The sequence below is a fragment of the Janthinobacterium aestuarii genome (genome assembly GCF_046113285.1).
Taxonomy (GTDB): domain Bacteria; phylum Pseudomonadota; class Gammaproteobacteria; order Burkholderiales; family Burkholderiaceae_D; genus Janthinobacterium.
The window spans coordinates 1,889,479-1,906,431 of record NZ_CP142524.1 but is presented as its reverse complement, the minus strand read 5'-3'; the positions used below and the strand labels follow the sequence as shown (position 1 = coordinate 1,906,431).

13 protein-coding genes are annotated in these 16,953 nt (G+C 65.3%); 5 read left to right on the top strand and 8 right to left on the bottom strand.

The features are described from left to right. The first annotated feature begins 40 nt into the window (after nucleotides 1–40). The 5 genes from OX462_RS08530 (at nucleotide 41) to OX462_RS08510 (ending at nucleotide 6,793) form a co-directional block, all read left to right on the top strand. On the top strand, nucleotides 41–2,353 hold the full coding sequence (locus OX462_RS08530; protein ID WP_409028184.1) for a sigma 54-interacting transcriptional regulator: 2,313 nt from the start codon (nucleotides 41–43) through the stop codon (nucleotides 2,351–2,353). Beyond that, the gene (locus OX462_RS08525) at nucleotides 2,328–3,548 is read left to right on the top strand and encodes a DUF917 domain-containing protein (protein ID WP_099410990.1); all 1,221 of its coding nucleotides are present in this window, start codon (nucleotides 2,328–2,330) and stop codon (nucleotides 3,546–3,548) included. Before OX462_RS08530 ends, OX462_RS08525 begins: the two co-directional genes overlap by 26 nt. Next, nucleotides 3,545–4,258: an aspartate/glutamate racemase family protein gene (locus OX462_RS08520; RefSeq protein WP_099410991.1), complete on the top strand. Its 714-nt coding sequence runs from the start codon at nucleotides 3,545–3,547 to the stop codon at nucleotides 4,256–4,258. Before OX462_RS08525 ends, OX462_RS08520 begins: the two co-directional genes overlap by 4 nt. 290 nt (nucleotides 4,259–4,548) lie before the next feature. After that, the gene (locus tag OX462_RS08515; RefSeq protein ID WP_409028183.1) at nucleotides 4,549–6,462 is read left to right on the top strand and encodes a cyanobactin maturation protease PatG family protein; all 1,914 of its coding nucleotides are present in this window, start codon (nucleotides 4,549–4,551) and stop codon (nucleotides 6,460–6,462) included. Nucleotides 6,463–6,616: 154 nt separating this feature from the next. Further along, nucleotides 6,617–6,793 carry a hypothetical protein gene (locus OX462_RS08510; protein WP_180279128.1) on the top strand — a complete coding sequence of 59 codons (177 nt, stop codon included), beginning with the start codon at nucleotides 6,617–6,619 and terminating at the stop codon, nucleotides 6,791–6,793. A 463-nt stretch (nucleotides 6,794–7,256) separates the two neighbouring features. Here OX462_RS08510 and OX462_RS08505 read toward each other — a convergent pair whose 3' ends face one another. From OX462_RS08505 to tssE, 8 genes are all read right to left on the bottom strand, one after another. Continuing rightward, on the bottom strand, nucleotides 7,257–8,447 hold the full coding sequence (locus tag OX462_RS08505; RefSeq protein WP_373633087.1) for a PA0069 family radical SAM protein: 1,191 nt from the start codon (nucleotides 8,445–8,447) through the stop codon (nucleotides 7,257–7,259). An 80-nt stretch (nucleotides 8,448–8,527) separates the two neighbouring features. Then, on the bottom strand, nucleotides 8,528–9,235 hold the full coding sequence (locus tag OX462_RS08500) for a tRNA-uridine aminocarboxypropyltransferase (protein WP_409028182.1): 708 nt from the start codon (nucleotides 9,233–9,235) through the stop codon (nucleotides 8,528–8,530). Nucleotides 9,236–9,321: 86 nt separating this feature from the next. Then, on the bottom strand, nucleotides 9,322–11,079 hold the full coding sequence (locus tag OX462_RS08495) for a methyl-accepting chemotaxis protein (protein WP_409028181.1): 1,758 nt from the start codon (nucleotides 11,077–11,079) through the stop codon (nucleotides 9,322–9,324). A gap of 264 nt (nucleotides 11,080–11,343) precedes the next feature. After that, entirely contained in the window at nucleotides 11,344–11,856 is a 513-nt protein-coding gene (locus OX462_RS08490) for a lipocalin family protein (protein WP_409028180.1), read from the bottom strand. 25 nt (nucleotides 11,857–11,881) lie between these two features. Beyond that, nucleotides 11,882–12,682 carry a substrate-binding periplasmic protein gene (locus tag OX462_RS08485; protein ID WP_070288787.1) on the bottom strand — a complete coding sequence of 267 codons (801 nt, stop codon included), beginning with the start codon at nucleotides 12,680–12,682 and terminating at the stop codon, nucleotides 11,882–11,884. A gap of 33 nt (nucleotides 12,683–12,715) precedes the next feature. Continuing rightward, nucleotides 12,716–13,753 carry a type VI secretion system protein TssA gene (gene tssA, locus OX462_RS08480; protein ID WP_409028179.1) on the bottom strand — a complete coding sequence of 346 codons (1,038 nt, stop codon included), beginning with the start codon at nucleotides 13,751–13,753 and terminating at the stop codon, nucleotides 12,716–12,718. Nucleotides 13,754–13,787: 34 nt separating this feature from the next. Next, complete coding sequence (gene tssH / locus OX462_RS08475; RefSeq protein WP_409028178.1) at nucleotides 13,788–16,430, bottom strand: type VI secretion system ATPase TssH; 2,643 nt, start codon at nucleotides 16,428–16,430, stop codon at nucleotides 13,788–13,790. Further along, the gene (gene tssE, locus OX462_RS08470) at nucleotides 16,427–16,903 is read right to left on the bottom strand and encodes a type VI secretion system baseplate subunit TssE (protein ID WP_409028177.1); all 477 of its coding nucleotides are present in this window, start codon (nucleotides 16,901–16,903) and stop codon (nucleotides 16,427–16,429) included. The genes tssH and tssE overlap by 4 nt, the downstream gene beginning before the upstream one ends. Nucleotides 16,904–16,953: the final 50 nt, after the last annotated feature.

Sequence of the window (16,953 nt, the reverse complement as noted above, 5' to 3'; positions counted from 1 at the left end):
ACTTCCCGGGACGGGTGCCATTGCCCCTGTGCAGGCCCCCATGCACCGCGGTAGCACCGGGGGCGGGCTGAACATCATCGGCAGCTCCCCGATATTCCAGCGCCTGCTGCGCATGGTCGACGCGGTGGCACCGACCCGCTGCACGGTGCTCATCAGCGGCCCCACGGGCTCCGGCAAGGAAATCATCGCCCAGCTCGTGCACCGGCAAAGCGGCGATCCCGGCGCGCCCTTTGTCGATCTCAACTGTGGCGCCCTGCCGGAACACTTGATCGATGCGGAACTGTTTGGCCATACCAAAGGGGCATTTACGGGCGCACTCAGCAGCCGCGCCGGTTTTTTCGCCCAGGCGGGACAAGGCACGCTGTTTCTCGATGAAATAGGCGAACTGCCGCTGGGCGTGCAAAGCAAGCTGCTGCGCGTGCTCGAATCGCGCAGTTTCCGGCCGCTGGGCGGCGGCGATACCCAGCCGTTCAACGGCCGCATCGTGGCCGCCACCCATTGCGACCTGGCCGCGATGGTGCAAGCGGGCCGTTTTCGCGCTGACCTGTACTACCGCCTGGCGGTACTGAAACTCGACGTGCCGGGCCTGGACCAGCGCCGTGGCGACGTCGCCGCCCTCGCCGCGCACTTTGCCGGTCAGCAAAAGCGGCCCATCCGCTTTACCGCCACCGCCATGGAACGCCTGTGCCGGCAAGCCTGGCCCGGCCATATCCGCGAACTGCGCAACCTGATCGAACGGCTGTCGATACTGGCCGAATCACCGTTGATCGATGCGCACAGCCTGGAAACCTTCCTGTCGGCGGGCAAGCCGGAGGACGCCGATCGCACGCTGCTGGCGGAAGCGCTGATGCGGCTGGACGGCGATGACAAGCTGGCTGCCGCGCAACAATTGCTGATCGACTATGCGATGCGCCTTGCCGATGGCAACAAGACGATCGCAGCCCGCCACCTGGGCATCAACCGCAAGGTCATCGAACGCCGCCTGCACGGCGACGAGGAGCGCAGCAATTTCGCCCGCGTCTGCCTGCTGGAGGGGCGCGCACTGATCGAGGCGGCCCGCTTCAAGGAAGCCATCGAAGTGTTGCGCCGCGGCCTCACGCTGCTGGCCGCCGATGCGCACCCCTGCACGGCACGCCGCCTGAGCTGCGACCTGCACCGCTGGCTGGCCATCTCGCACCGCGGCATCAGCGGATGGCAAAGCGCCGAAGCGCTGACCTGCTATCGGCAGGCATTGCAGGAGGCGGCGGCGCTGGGCGACGAGGTGGAAATCACCGCCCTGCGCTTCGGCATCTGGAGCACGCAGCTGATGGCGCTGGACCTGGCGGAGGCCCGGGCCACGGCACAGGACATGCTGCAGCGGGCGCAGGCGATAGGCGACACGGACTTGCTGTCGCAGGCCCACCTGGCCCTGGCCAACACGCTGTTCTGGCTCGGCGACTACCGCGAGACGCTGGCCTGCCTGGAGCGCGGACACCTGCTCTGCGGCGCGGTACTGGCCGAAACCGGGGGACAGGGCCTGGACATCGCCGCGCTGTCCTCCACCTTCGAAGGCCTGTCCTGCTTCCAGAGCGGCGCCTTCCGGCGCGCGCGCCTGGTCATGGAACAACTGACATTGCGCGGCACCGCCGACAACCCGCACCCCTTCCATCGCGCCATCGCGCTGCAGGGCGCCGCATGGCTGGCCTGCATGTTCGAAGACTGGCCCCTGCTGGCGAACCTGGCGGCGGACCTGAAAACCGTCGCCAGCGAATATGGCTACCAGTTTTATCTGGGGGTGGGCCAGATATTCCATGCCTGCGCATTGGCGCCGGGCAACACCCATGTGCAAATCGAGCAGCGCATCGCCGACGGCTACCAGCACTACATGCTGTGCGAAGGCGGCATGCTCTTCCATTCATTCCAGGCCTGGAAGCGGGGCGAACTGCTGCTGTCGGCAGGCTTGCCATCGCAAGCCCGGCAGTTGCTGCACGGTGCCATCGAACTGGCGCTGGAACATGGCGAACGGGCCTATCTGGTCGAATTGCTCGACATGCACGCCCAGACGTGGATCGCGGTGGGCGACCTGGACAAGGCGGAACGCGAGCTGGGCAGTGCGCTGTCGACCGCCAAGGCACTGGGCGCGGCGGCCGGCAGCCTGCTGGTGGCGACCCGCCTGGCGCAACTGCTGCTGCAGCGCGGACGCCGGCCCGAAGCGCTGGAGCACCTCACGCGCGCCTTGCGCGGCGTGGAACGCGACACGGCTTTCCCCCGGTTTGCCCAGGCGCTGCAGTTGCAGGCCACCCTGGCGCAAGCCTTTTCCATGCCATGCCAACCTGAGGACCCGCATCATGAGCTATCTGCTGAACCACGATGACCTTGAATCGCTATTGCTGGGAGCTTGCTTCTTCGGCAGTGGCGGCGGCGGCACGCTCACTTCCGCGCGCAGCCTGCTGGCCCAGTTCCACGCCGGCGATTATTATCCGGACGCCCGGGTCCGCGTGGTCAGCGTCGACGAAGCCACCGACGGCGATACCGTCATGGTGGCTTACCTGGGTTCGCCCGTGGCGATCAATGGCGCGCATTTTCCGCAGGGCCCCGTCGATGCCGTGATCGCCGTCAGGGAGCGCCTGGCGCTGGAAAATCGCACCTTGGCCTACCTGGCGCCGCCGGAGAGCGGCGCGCTGGGGTTTCTCGTCGCCTGCCTGGTCGCAGCCCATCTGGGGCTGGCGGTGATCGACGCCGACGGCGCGGGCCGCGCCGTTCCCTCGCTGCCCCAGCTGACCTATGCGGCCGCGCAAATCAATCCGCGCCCGGCCTTCCTCGTCAGCCAGGCCGGACTGCGCGTGGAACTCGACGTCCAGCCCAGCCAGGGCGTGAACGGCGCCCATTCCCATCAGCAAGACGTGGCAACGATCATTGACCAGATGATGCGCCCCATCGTCTCGCAAGCCGACTTCAAGCAGTTCGGCGGGCTGGCCATGTGGATCATGGCGCCGGCGGAGCTGGCCCGGGCGCTGCCGGTGCGCGGCACCCTGGGACGTGCCCTGCGCCTGGGCCGCGAACTGCAGGCAGGACGCTTGCGCAGCGCGGACGAACTGGTCACCTATCTGGCGCTGCAATTCGACATGCGCGCCCGGCCCCTGTTTCCGCAGGGCACATTCGTCGCCGCCGAAGTCGAATCGCGCAATGGCTTCGACCTGGGCAAGATCACCATCCGCGCCGGCGAGCGGCTATGCACGATCCTGTACCAGAACGAATCGCTGCTGGCCTGGGACAGCAGCCGCAGCAGCCCCATCTGCATGGCGCCCGACACCATCAGCTACCTGGTCGAGGGCGATGGCCAGGCCGTGTATTCGAATGGCGACTTGCTGCTGCCGGACGGCTCCCTCAACCCGGCTCTCCTGCAGCGCAAGGTGACGCTGCTGGGCCTGGAAGCCAATCCCGTACTGCGCGAACGGGGCGGCCTGATACTGGACAGCTTCATGCAACTGCTCGACACCATCGGCTACCTGGGGCCGTATGTGCCGCTCAGTGGCAATGCCGGCGCGGCGGCAGGGAGCGCCGCATGAAGGCGCTGCGCATCTGCATCGTGGCGCCGGTGGCCACCGACGCCTACAACCAGCGCCTGCTGGCCGCCATCGACCCCGTGATGCCGCCCGATGTCGAGGTGACTGTGCGCAATATCTCCACCGGGCACGACTGCATCGAATACCGCGTCGACTGGCTGCAAAACGGCTATCCGGTGGTGCAACTGGCCAGGGAAATCGAACGCGACGGCTATGACGGCATCTGGCTCAGCGACTTCGACATGTGCGGCGTGGAGGCGGCGCGCGAAGTGATCGACATCCCCATCCTCGGCGGCTTTCCGCCCGCCGCCTTTACCGCGCTGGCACTGAGCCAGCGCCTGTCGATCATGACGATACTGCCCAGCACGCTCGCCATGCAGCAGGGCCACATGCAAGCCTACGGCTTGCAGGACAGCTTCGCCTCCATCCGCTCCATCGACTGTCCCGTCGGCGACCTCGACAAGCTGGACAAGGTGGTGGAAAAAACCTTCCAGGCCGCCATGCTGGCCGTCCAGGAAGACGGCGCCCAATCCATCCTGCTCGGCTGCACCGGCTTTGTCGGCGTCGCCGCGCGCGTCACCGTCCTGCTGGAAGACGCGCTGCACACCTATGTGCCGGTGATCGATCCGAACCAGGCAGGCTTCAGCTTCCTGGTTTCCCTCGTGCGCATGGGCCTGCGTCCCAGCCGCGCCTGCTACAGCAAGCATCGCTGATGCAGCACACGCGCCGGGGCCACGCCATGTCGTGGCCCCGGCGTCCCTCCTTCCCCGCCCGCCGTTTTCGTCCATCCCGGCCAAAAAGGGTGGACGATATGCGCCAGTATTGTTGCGTCATGACAAGGTAAATCAGCCCCATCCCTTGCAAATCAAGCACTTGGCGTTCTGGCACATCCCTTGCTAAATATCAAGCTATCGGCGCCTGGCAAACAGGCGCCGCAGCAGGCAGGCGGCGCACCTCGAGTGGCGTGCCGCACGCCCTCCAGGACCCAGCAAGGAGCCCGGCCGTGCCGACGATTATGGAAGAATCCACCACCCAGGACAGCCTGGCCAATCATGGCTTGCTGCCCGGCCTGGCTGCCTTACAAGAAGGCAACATCGGCTGTGCCGACATCTGCATCGCCGTGCTCGACGGTCCCGTCGATACCAGCCACCCCTGTTTTGCCGGGGCCAGGCTGCAACGGATCGATACCCTCGCCACGGGCTCCAGCGGCAGCGGCCGGGCATCGCAGCACGGCACGCACGTCGCCAGCATCATCTTTGGCCAGCCCGGCAGCCCCGTCACGGGCCTGGCCCCCCATTGTCGGGGCTTGATCCTGCCCATCTTTGCCGACCGCGCCGACGGCACCTTGATGCAATGCACGCAGCTCGACCTGGCCCGCGCCATCACCCAGGCCGTCGAGCACGGCGCGCACATCATCAACGTCAGCGGCGGCGAACTGTCCGACAGCGGCGCCGCCGATGGCCTGCTGCAAAAAGCCATACAACTGTGCCATGAACGCAACGTCCTGCTGGTGGCGGCGGCAGGCAATGACGGTTGCGATTGCCTGCACATCCCCGCCTCCATCGAGTACACGCTGGTGGTCGGCGCCCTGGACCGGCAAGGCGCTCCCATGCCCAACAGCAACTGGGGCGAAGCCTACCGCTCGCGCGGCCTCATGGCACCGGGCACCGACATCCTCGGCGCCGCTCCCGCGGGGCGCGTGCGCGTCAACAGCGGCACCAGCTTTGCCACCCCGATCGTCTCGGCCATCGCAGCCTTGCTGCTATGCCGGCAACACCAACATGGGGATCGTCCTGACCCTCGTGGAGTTTGCAGCGCACTGCTGCAGAGCGCAACGCGTTGCAACACCAATGGCGAGCTGGACTGTCGCCGCCTCCTGACTGGGACATTGAATGTGCCGGGCGCCACTCAACTATTATTAAAAGGGAAAATTGAAATGTCAGACGATACTGTGATTGAAGCGAGCCCAGCCAATGCCGACACTTCCGCGCAGGCGCATCCGCTCAGCATCCCCATGCTGGAAACCTCCTCCCCGGCCACGCTCGCCGCCCCTGCCGGCGCTGCGCGACAAGGCATCGCCGCTTCCGGCATCGATGCCTCCGATTGCGGCTGCGGCGGCGGTGCTGCCAAGGGTCCGACGCTGGTGTATGCACTGGGCAACCTGGGCATCGACTTCGGCAGCGAAGCGCGCCGCGATTCCTTTGTCCAGGCCATGCCATTGGACAGAAACAATCCGAGCGATCCGCAGCAATTGATCGAATTCCTGCGCTCAAAGCCATATTTCCGCCAATCGCTGACCTGGACCGTCAACCTGGACGCCACGCCGATTTACGCGGTCGTCCCCGTCGGTCCGTATGCCGACCTGACCTATGAACTGCTGTTCGAGGCCTATGTCGGCACCATCGATGGCCTGGTCGTCATGAATTCGTTTCCCGGCATAATCTCGGGCGCCGCCAGGCTGATGTCCGGCCAGGTCGTTCCCGTGATCCAGCCGGCCATCCGGGGCATGTTCAGCTGGAATGTGCCGCAGCTGATCGACAGCCTGATGGCGGTGCAGGACAGCCTGGACATCAACAGCAGCAACACGGGCGCGCGCCTGGAAAACTTCCTGAACCGCATCTATTACGACTTCCGCAACCTGGGCGTCACGGGCATGGACCGCGCGCTCAACTTCTCGGCCACGAATGCCATGCAAGCGGCGGAAATGCTGGCCAAGACCACCGGCATGCAGCTCGATACCATCGTCGTGCAACAGAGCCCCGTGTGCCGCCCAGGCTCCGAGTGCTACGACATCATCATGACCTTCTTCAACCCGGAAAACCTGCAGGTAGCCAACACGGTCGCCCGTTTCGCCGTCGACGTCAGCGACGTGATACCGGTCAGCGTCGGCGCAGTGCGCTACTGGTCGCAACGCTAACCCCAACAGCATTTGAATTGTCGGGGCACGTGGGCGCAGCGATGCATACACGCGCTTCAGCATACGGTCGTTGGCGGGAAACGATCAGCACCGTACTTCGGTACGCACACCCATTGCCGTTGCCCGCGGCGGCGCCACCACAAGGAGTTTTAAAATGAACAATCTGCCATTGCAAGCCAAAGCCGTACAACGCAGCCCCAGCATCTCCGCCATCAGCCAGGGTGTCGCCCCTTCCGGCATTGCCTGCACCCTGTGCCAAATGGGTTGCAGCGCCTTGAGCGGCACCGCACAGCAACTCTGCCTGGCTGCTTGCGCCGCCACCGTTTGCTGATCAAGCCAGCAGGATCGAGCCATTCCGGCTAAACCCGGCATGCCTGCGGGCGATGCGTTTCTCGTCGCCCGTTCAACCTGCCGGCATCACCCACGATTGAGGAAGGACAGCGATGCGACTCCCACTACAAAGCCCGCCTGTTTCGCGCAGCGCGCGTGGCCCTATCAATGCGCAAGCCAGCGGCCCGCACGCGAGCGGTATGCAGCCGTCCGCCTGCGGACCGACCAACACGGGCCAGGGCCAGTGCTTCGATACGCACGGGCCGATAGGCGGCCCGACGGCCCACAATTGCAGCGCCTGCTGCGCCCGGCGCGGTGCGATTCACTGGCAAGGCGTGAATGGCACCTTTGCCATCTGCCAATAAACACCGATTCGGCCAGCAGTATCCCCGCCTTCTGGCCTCTGCCGGAAGCGGGGACTGCGTCGGACGCCGGCCCTTTCCGCCCCGTCCACGCTGCATGCGCTAGAACAAATCCAACTGCCCCGCATTGCCCTTCCTTACCTTTGCACCCAGCGGCGGCACCACCAGCGGCCGGCGGAATTGCGTGCAATCGAGCTGCTTGAAGCGGCCGCCCTTGCCGTGCAGCCCCAGCCGGTGCACGGCCTTTTCAAAGCGCTGGCGGATGAGGTCAGCCCACACACCCTCGCCGCGCATGCGCGCGCCGAACGCGCTGTCGTAATCCTTGCCGCCACGCATTTCGCGCACCCGGTTCATCACGCGCTGGGCACGCTCCGGAAAGTGCGCTTCCAGCCATTGCTGGAACAAGGGGCTCACTTCCCACGGCAGGCGCAGCACCACGTAATGGGCGTGGATGGCGCCCGCGTCGCGCACGGCTTCGAGCAGCTGCTCGATTTCCGGCTCCGTCACGAACGGGATGATGGGCGCGATGCTCACGCCCACGGGAATACCCGCCTCCGTCAGGGTGCGGATGGTGCGCAGGCGCCGCGCCGGGGCGGCCGCGCGCGGCTCCAGGGTGCGCGCGATGGCCGGGTCCAGCGTCGTGACAGTGACGGCCACGGCAGCCAGGCGCCTGGCCGCCATGGGCGCCAGCATGTCGATATCGCGCTCGATCAGCGATGATTTCGTGATCAGCGCCACGGGGTGGTCGCATTCGTGCAGCACTTCCAGCACGCGCCGCGTCAGCTGCCGTTCGCGTTCGCACGGCTGATACGCATCGGTATTGACGCCCAGGGCGATCGGTTCGGGCACATACGACGGCTTGGCCAGTTCGCGCCGCAACAGTTCGGGGGCGTTCACCTTGGCGTAGATGCGGCTTTCGAAATCCAGGCCCGGCGACAGGCCCAGATAGCTGTGCGTGGGGCGGGCAAAGCAATAAATACAGCCATGTTCACACCCCCGGTACGGGTTCAGCGACACGTTGAAGGGCAAATCGGGCGAAGCGTTGCGCGTGAGAATGGTGCGCGCCTGTTCGTCGCTGACCTGCGTCTTCCATCCCGGCGCCGCCGCCTCCCCAGCTGCCTCGTCCAGGCCGCCCACGCTCCAGCCGTCATCGAAACCGGCGCGCGCATGCGTCTCGTGACGCCCCTGCAGATTCGAGACGGCCCCGCGCCCCTTTTGCGCTTTCAGCGATTGCGGCGGCAACATGGCCTGCCCGGCGAAGCTGTCATCGTGCTCTGGAATGATTGCTTTCATGAACGGCCCCATCAACTGTATATACGTACAGTATACTATGCCGCTGTGCGGCCAAGATCAAGGGCTAACGTGCTGTCGTTTCAAGCTTTTTCGCCATGCGGCATGACATAACTCAACTGCTGCGCGACAAACCCGTCAAATGCCGTGATCAAGGGAACGAAGCGGGAAGCGTCCTGCTCCAACTGCATCAGGGCATAGCACGTCGCTTCCAGGGTCGATAACTGGTCTGGCGCATGCGCCTTGCGGATCAAATAATGGGAAGCGGGTGTATCGCGCAGCGGCAGGCGCGGCAACTGTTGCAACAGGGGATTCAGATACAGCATCTTGCGGCTCTTGCGCCAGGTGGCGTCCAGTACCACCAGCCGCAATTGGCTCGAAAATCGGGCCGGATCGAGCAAGATGGACGGGTCGAGCGCTGGCGGCGGCGCGATGCCCAGCGAACGGTCGCCTGGCGTATCCGGGTACAGCAGGACGTTGTGCTTGTCGGCCAGCAGTTCGGCGAGCGCGTCCGGGGCGAACTGTTCGCCCATCAGCAGGCGGCTGTTGGGCAGGCTCAGATGCAGCAAGCGGGCGCTGCCCTTGGCGTTGTGGACTTCCAGCGGATGCTGGAGGATCAGCACGTCCACGGCGTGGGCGACGGGGGCAGTCCAGCGGCAAATGCAGCTGGACGCAGCGCGCAGGCAGACCGGGCAGCGTGCGCGTTTGGCGGGTTCAGCCTTGAAGGAGGATGCGGCGCCAGGGCTGGCGATCGCGCTGGAAATAGAGCGGGAGGTACGGCGGGTGGTCATGGCGGAGCGCGTTCGCGGCTGTCTTCAAGCCGCGATTGTAGCGCCCACGCCATGCCAAGGGAAAGCTGCGCTTAAAACACCTGCGCTTAAAACTCTTCCCAGTCGTCGGCACCGGATGCCACCGTCGTCTTCGGTGTGCGTGCGCGCACAGCGTCCGCTGGCGCCGCCTTGCCCGGCGCAGGCGCGGCCACGGCGGGTGCTGGCGTCCGCGGCGTGGCGTGCCGCATGGCAGGCCGCACCGCAGCTTTGATGGGCGCAGACGCCGTCACGGACGGAGCAGCACTGGCCGATGCATATTGCTGCGTGGCATCGAGCTTGAACACGCCCACCACGTCGGCCAGCTTGGCCGCCTGTTCCTGCATGGATTCGGCCGCCGCCGCCGCTTCTTCCACGAGGGCCGCGTTTTGCTGCGTCACCTGGTCCATCTGGCCGATGGCCCGGTTGACTTGTTCGATGCCGGTGCGCTGCTCATCGCTGGCGTCGGTGATCTGGTTCATGATCTGCGTCACGTGGCTGATGCTTTGCACGATCTCGTCCATGGTGCGGCCCGCCTTGTCCACCAGTTGCGAACCGGCCTCGACCTTTTGCACGGAATCGTCGATCAAGCCCTTGATTTCCTTGGCCGCCGCGCTGGAGCGCTGCGCCAGGTTGCGCACCTCGGAGGCCACGACGGCAAAACCACGGCCCTGCTCGCCGGCGCGGGCCGCTTCGACGGCCGCGTTCAGGGCCAGGATATTCGTCTGGAAGGCGATGGCGTCGATGACGCTGATGATGTCGACGATCTTGCGCGAGGAATCGTTGATCGAGCCCATGGTGCTGACCACTTCCGAGACCACCACGCCACCCTTGCTGGCGATCTGCGAGGCGTCGATGGCCAGCTGGTTGGCGCTGCGCGCATTGTCGGCGTTGAGTTTCACGGTGGAGGTCAGCTCTTCCATGGACGATGCCGTCTCTTCCAGCGAACTGGCCTGCTCTTCCGTGCGCGACGACAAGTCCAGGTTGCCGGCCGCGATTTCGCTCGACGCCGTGCTGATCGATTCGGTGCCGGCGCGCACCTGACCCACGATACTGACCAGTTTATCGTTCATGTTTTTCAGCGCGTGCATCAACTGTCCCGTCTCATCGCGGCTTTCCACGACGATATGGCTGGTCAGGTCGCCGGCGGAAACGGCTTGCGCCACCTCGACTGCACGCGTGATGGGACGCGTGATCGAGCGCGTGATCCAGTAGGCGCAGGCAATGCCCAGCAAGATGGCCACCACGCCCAGCGAGATCAGCAGCAGGCGGCCGTTTTCGTAGCGCGAACGAATTTGCGCAGCCGTTTCGTCGAGCAATTTGGCTTCCAGCAGTTCCAGCTTCTTCAACGACGCCAGATAGATGTCGCGCTTGGCGACCATGTCGCCTTCGTACAGGCGCTTGCCCAGTTCCAGATCGCCCGCATTCTTGGCCTTGAACACATTCTTGCGTACTTCCGTGTAAGCCTTGCGCGTGCTCAGCACCTCCTGGTACAGCGATTGCTCTTCGGCATTCAGCTCGCTTTTGCCGATAGCGTTCTGAATTTCCGTGGCGCGTGCCGACGAGACGGCCATTTCCTGTTCAAACTGCTTCTGGTGTTCGGGATCGCCGACTTTCCAGGCCGCCGCCGTGCGCGCCGCGTTCACCTCGATGACCTTGGTCCATTCACCGATCAGGCGCTCGTTGCGCACCTTGACGTTGACCAGCGCATCGGTTTCCTTGCTGGCGCTTTGCATCTGCACGATGCCCACCACGGTCAGGGTCGTCAACAGGAGCAGGACGGCGGCAAAACCGCCACCGAGACGTACGCCGATTTTGAGGTTTTTCATTGCGTGATTCCTATCTGAAAAAAACAATGCACAGACGCCACGAAACCGACGTGCTGCTACGTATCAATATAGCAGGCATCTGCCGTGCGGCAATCACGGGCGGTGGCGCAACGGCAGGCGCGTCACCAGAATGGCAGCACGCCGCAGCGCACCACTTTGGAGCAGATTGTGAGTGAATCAGAGTGGTATTGCAAGAAATAACATGCAGAAAAGCAACAACCAGAAGACGGTATGCCGCCACGAACGGGCGGCAGGCAAGCAAGGTCAGTTTTGCTTCACATAGATCAATTTTGATGTATCGAAACCCAAGCCGCCGGCTTTCTCGATCAGGCGCCGCTGCAAGGCAGGATCCATGGTGGGCGTGCGCGACAGCAACCAGAAGTAGGATTTGTCGGGGCCGCTGATCATGGAATAACTGTAATCTTGCTGGTCCAAATCAAACACGATGTAGGAACCATAGAAGGGACCGAAAAAAGACACTTTCAGATAGCCGACGTCTTTCTTGTCGACGAAGTACGCCTTGCCTTCCGCTTCCTTCCACTTCGCGTCCGCATCCTTGTAGCCGCGGTTGAGCACTTTCAGGCCGCCATCCTGGCGCAGGCTGTAGTCGGCCGTCACGTGGCTCAGGCCCCGCTCGAACGAATGGTCGAGGCGCGCGATCTCATACCATTTGCCCAGATAACGGGTCGTGTCGAAGTTGCTAACTGGCACAATATTCTCGGGCCGGCCTACGCAGCCGGCCAGCACGAGCACACATAGCAATAATATTCTTTTCATGTTTTTCTCCATCGGGTTGAATCAGTCAGGGCAGCAGCGCGCGGTCCAGGATGCGGCGGATTGCGCCATTGGCTTGCATGCGCACGATGGCCGCATTGAATTGTTCGATAAAGTCATCGCGATAAGGGTAGGCGGCAGGCCGGCGCTCCGTAAAACCCAGGTGGCCCTGCTGGCTGGCCAGCTGCGCGGTTTCCTGTATCGCCTGCATCGGCGTGCCCGGCGCACCCTCGCGCCGGATGCGCTGCAATTCCCATTGCGCCGACAGGCGGTCGCTGACATAGCAATCGATACGCCCGCGCATCAGCTTGAGCAGATTCGTGCGCGTGCCCTTGGCCGTATCGAACACGATGCTGGCCGCTTGCAGGGCTGCCGTCTGTTGCGCATCGCCCAGCAAAAAACCCGCGTTCACGCCGATGTGCAGGCCGCCGTAATCGGCGGGCCATTGCCGCAGCGCGCGCTTCGCCAGCACGTCCTGGTTGCACAGCACCACCAGCTGCTCCATCAGCAACGGCACGGAATAGCGCACGTACGGCCGCTCGCTGCGCCACGAATACGGCGGATACAGGGCAAACGCCTCGCCAGTCTGCAGCATCAGCACGCCCCGTTTCCACGGCACGGGACGCAGTTGCACCGCATATTGCGGCATCGATTGCACGGCTTCGCGCACGATCTCCGTGTAGATGCCTTTCAGCTGGCCGTTGTCGACGTAGGAGTACGGCGGATAATCGTCGTCGCCATAGATCACCAGCGGCGTCGCCCCCTCCGCCCGCGCACTGGCAGCGAGGAACAGGCATAGCGCGGCAGGCAGGATGAACATTCTGGACATGCCGGAAGATTAGCATGGAAGCGCGCAAACCAATCATCCGTTCGCGCTGTTCGTGCCCAGCATTTCGTCGAGTTGCGCCAGGGTGCTTGAATCCTTCACGACGGCGCGCAGCCACAGGTGCAGCGGCAGCTCGCCCCAGCTGGCAGCCTTGTCGGCCAGGTAGGCGACGGGGCTGTGCGGCTCCGTGCGGCGGAAAAAATCGGCCACCTGACGCAGCTGGGCCAGCGCCTGCTGGCGCTGCACGATGGCGCCCCCGCCTGCGCCTGCGTCAGCGCCCTGGCCAGCGGCCCTCGGCACACCGGCAAAGTCCGCATCCGGTGACAGCGGCGCGATGAAATGAATGGCGTTTTCCAGCGCTTCGCGCGCGGCGCGAAAACTCGGACCGTCGACGCCGAAACGCGCGTCGACGCTGCGTTCGAACGCCAGCAGCGACTGCATGCAGTACTGGGCATCGGCCAGCAGGCCGTCGGAAAAGGCGCGCGAGTTCCTTTGCCGCGCCGCCTCCATCTGCGCCAGGGTCACGCCTTCGTCGTGGCGCGCATCGCCCCAGCCCTGCTCCGCCGCGCCCGGCGCCAGGCTGACGGCCGCACGCTGGCGCGCCGCATCGAAATCCTGCAGCGAAAACAGGCCGTCGGCGCCATCCGTCAGCGGGATCTCGCGCAGCAGCTGCGGCGTGCGCGAGAGCAGCCAGAAGACATTGCCGATGCGCTGTTCCTGGTCGCCCTCTTCCGCCGGCGGATACAGGCCATCCCAATAGCGCTCGCACAGGCCGGCCAACAGCGCGTAGCCGTCGCCCAGGCCGCGGAAATGGCGCGTTTTCGCGTGCGCCTCGGCCAGCCACACGGCCACGCGCAAATCCTTGCTGTGCGTGGCGATCAGCTGTTCGCAGCGCGTCGCCACGAAAGGCCAGTCGGCTTCCTTCAGCGCCGTCACCCACTCGCCCTGGTCCAGGCTCGGGTCGTCGTGCTGGCGCGCGCGCGCGATGGCATCGAGCTCCTGGCTGAAGGTGATGTCTTCGCCGCAGGGACTGACGGCGCTGACGGGGTGCAGCAACTGCTCCAGATTGAACATGGTGCCCTCCGCGGGGTGACGTTACTTGCTGACGTTATTTGATGGTGTATTTGAACTGCCCCTGCTTATTTGCAGTGACGCGTATCGACGCGAGCGGCTCGCCTGCGGCCATGCGCGCCAGCACCGCTTCGGCGATCGCCGGCAGCAGGCTGCCGTTCAGAATTTGATCGACATTGCGCGCGCCCGAATCGACCTCGGTGCAGCGCGCCAGCACGGCGTCGACCAGGCCCGCGTCATGGCTGAACTGCGCCTGGTGGTTGCGCGCGATGCGCGCGCCTATCCTCGCCAGCTTCAGGGCGATGATTTCGGCCAGCACCGCGTCGTTCAGGGGAAAAAATGGCAGCACTTTCAGGCGCCCCAGCAGGGCCGGCTTGAAGTGCGCCACCAGTTGCGGGCGCACCAGTTCTTCCAGCGCGGCCGGCGTGGGCAAGTCTTGCGCGACCCGGTTCAGGCAGGCGGCCATCATGGCGCCGGAACCCAGGTTCGACGTGGCGATGATGATGGTGTTGCGAAAATCGACTTCGCGCCCTTCCGCATCATCGAGCACGCCCTTGTCGAACACCTGGAAGAACAATTCGAGCACGTCGGGGTGGGCTTTTTCCGCCTCGTCGAGCAGCACCACGCTGTAGGGCTGGCGCCGCACGGCTTCCGTCAGCACACCGCCCTCGCCATAGCCGACATAGCCGGGCGGCGAGCCTTTCAGGCCGGCCACGCTGTGCGCTTCCTGGTACTCGCTCATGTTGATGGTAATGAGCTTGCGCTCGCCGCCGTACAGCAGATCGGCCAGCGCCAGCGCCGTTTCCGTCTTGCCCGTGCCCGACGGCCCCGTGAACAGGAACACGGCTTGCGGCTTGTTCGGGTCGTCCAGGCTGGCGCGCGCCGTGCGCACGCGCTGCGCCACCGCGTCGATGACGTGGTCCTGTCCCAGCACCCGTTCGCGCAGCGCGCCCTCCAGGGTCAGCACCGTGCGGATCTCGTCCTTGAGCATTTTTCCCAGCGGGATGCCGGTCCAGCCGGCGACGATGCCGGCCACCACCTGCGCATCGACTTCCAGCGGCGACAGCGGCGCTTCTCCCTGCAGGGCCGCCAGCTCTTCCTTCAGCGCCAGCAGGCGCGCCGCGCCGATCTCGCCCGGCCGCTCGCCGCGCAGCTGCGCGCGCAAGTCGCCGATCTGCGCCACCAGCGTTTTCTCGCGCTCCCAGCGCTGCGCCAGCGCCGCGATCTGCGCCTGTCCTTCGTCATGCTCGCGCCGCAGCTGCGCCAGGCGCGCGGCGCCGGCCTTGTCGGGCGCTTCGCCATCGGCCGCCTCGCGGCTCAGGGCGGCGATTTCCGCACCGATGCGTTCCTGCCGCCGGTTCGCGTTTTCCAGCTGCGCCGGCGTGGCGCGCTGGCCCAGCGCCACCTTGGCGCACGCCGTATCGAGCACACTGATGGCCTTGTCGGGCAGCTGACGCCCGCTGATGTAGCGGTGCGACAGGCGTACCGCCTCGACGATGGCGGCGTCGCGCACGCGGATGCCGAAATGGCGCTCCATCAGCGGCGCCATGGCGCGCAGCATGGCGCAGGCGATGTCTTCGCTCGGCTCTTCCACCTTCACCACCTGGAAGCGCCGCGCCAGCGCCGCATCCTTTTCAAAGTACTTTTTGTACTCGCTCCAGGTGGTGGCGGCGATGGTGCGCAGGGCGCCGCGCGCCAGCGCCGGTTTCAGCAGATTGGCCGCGTCGTTCTGTCCCGCCTGGCCGCCGGCGCCGATCATGGTGTGCGCCTCGTCGATGAAGAGAATCACGGGGTGCGGGCTTTTCGCCACCTCGTCGATGACATTTTTCAGCCGGCTTTCGAACTCGCCCTTCACGCTGGCGCCGGCCTGCAGCAAGCCCATGTCGAGCGCGTGGATGTGCGCGCCCTGCAGCACCTCGGGCACGTCGCCGGCGGCGATGCGCAGGGCCAGGCCTTCCACCACGGCCGTCTTGCCCACGCCCGCCTCGCCCGTGAGTATCGGATTGTTCTGGCGCCGGCGCAGCAGGATGTCGACGGCCTGGCGTATCTCGGCCTCGCGGCCGATCACGGGATCGAGCGTGCCGTCGCGCGCCAGCTGCGTCAGGTCGGTGGTGAACTGGTCCAGCGCCGGAGTTTTGCTGGCCAGGGCGGCAACAGGATCTGCGGACAGGTCGGCAAGCTGCGGCACTGCCGCGCTTTCCTCTTCATCAGAACCTGCCGTCAGCTTGTCCGGATGGTGTTTCAACTGCTCCACGCTGAAGCGGGCGAACAGCTTCGAGCCGCGGTACGCGAGCTGCGACAGTTCCGGCTCCGTCAGCAGCGCCAGCAACAGATGGCGGCTGCGGATGGGCCCTGGCCGCGTCGTGTCCAGCGAAGCGATCAGCCAGGCGTGTTCGAACAGCAGCGGCAAGTGCCGCGAAAACACGGGCGTGCGCGCGCTGCCCGTCCGGAAGCCGCCGATCTCGCGGCGCAAATCCGCCTCCAGCGCCGTCAGGCTGATTTCGCTGCGCCGCGCGATGGTGACGAAATCGCTGCGCTCCTGCTCCAGCAGCGCCAGGAACAGGTGCTCGACATCGACTTCGTACTGGCCGAGTCCCACGCAGATGGCGGCGGCGCGGGTGGCGGCCGTGCGCGCCGTGTCATTGAGTTTGGCGATCAGGGTTTTCAAATGATTGCTCATGCGGCGGCTCCCTTGCGGTTGATCGAATAGCGCAGCGACGACGGCTGCAGCACGGCGTCGAAATTGACCGCCTCGCCGCCTGCCATCACGGCCAGGGTGCCGCTGATGACGAAGCCGACGCGGTTGATGCTGCCCGCTTCGCGCTCCAGGCGGGCGCGCACATTGCGCAGGCGCGGTTCATGGCGTTCGATGGCCGCCTTCAGCGCGGCGCAGATGCGGGCGCGGTCATCGCTGCTGGACAGGCACATGCCGGCGAAATCGATGAGGCCATAGTTGACGATGGAGGCCGCGCATTCCGGATAGGCGTCGAGCGCGCCGGGCGGCAGGGCCACGCGCGTGTTGAGCAGTTCCTCCAGGTCGCGCGCCACCGCATCCTTCAATTGTTCCAGCGACAGGCGCACCGCCACGCCGCCCGCCGCACTGCCGCCGTCATCCATCAGGCGGTCAAACAGGCCAGGTACATAACTGTCCATGCGCTCTCCTGAAAAATCGGCGCGGCGCGCGGCGAAGGTGGCCGCCGCGC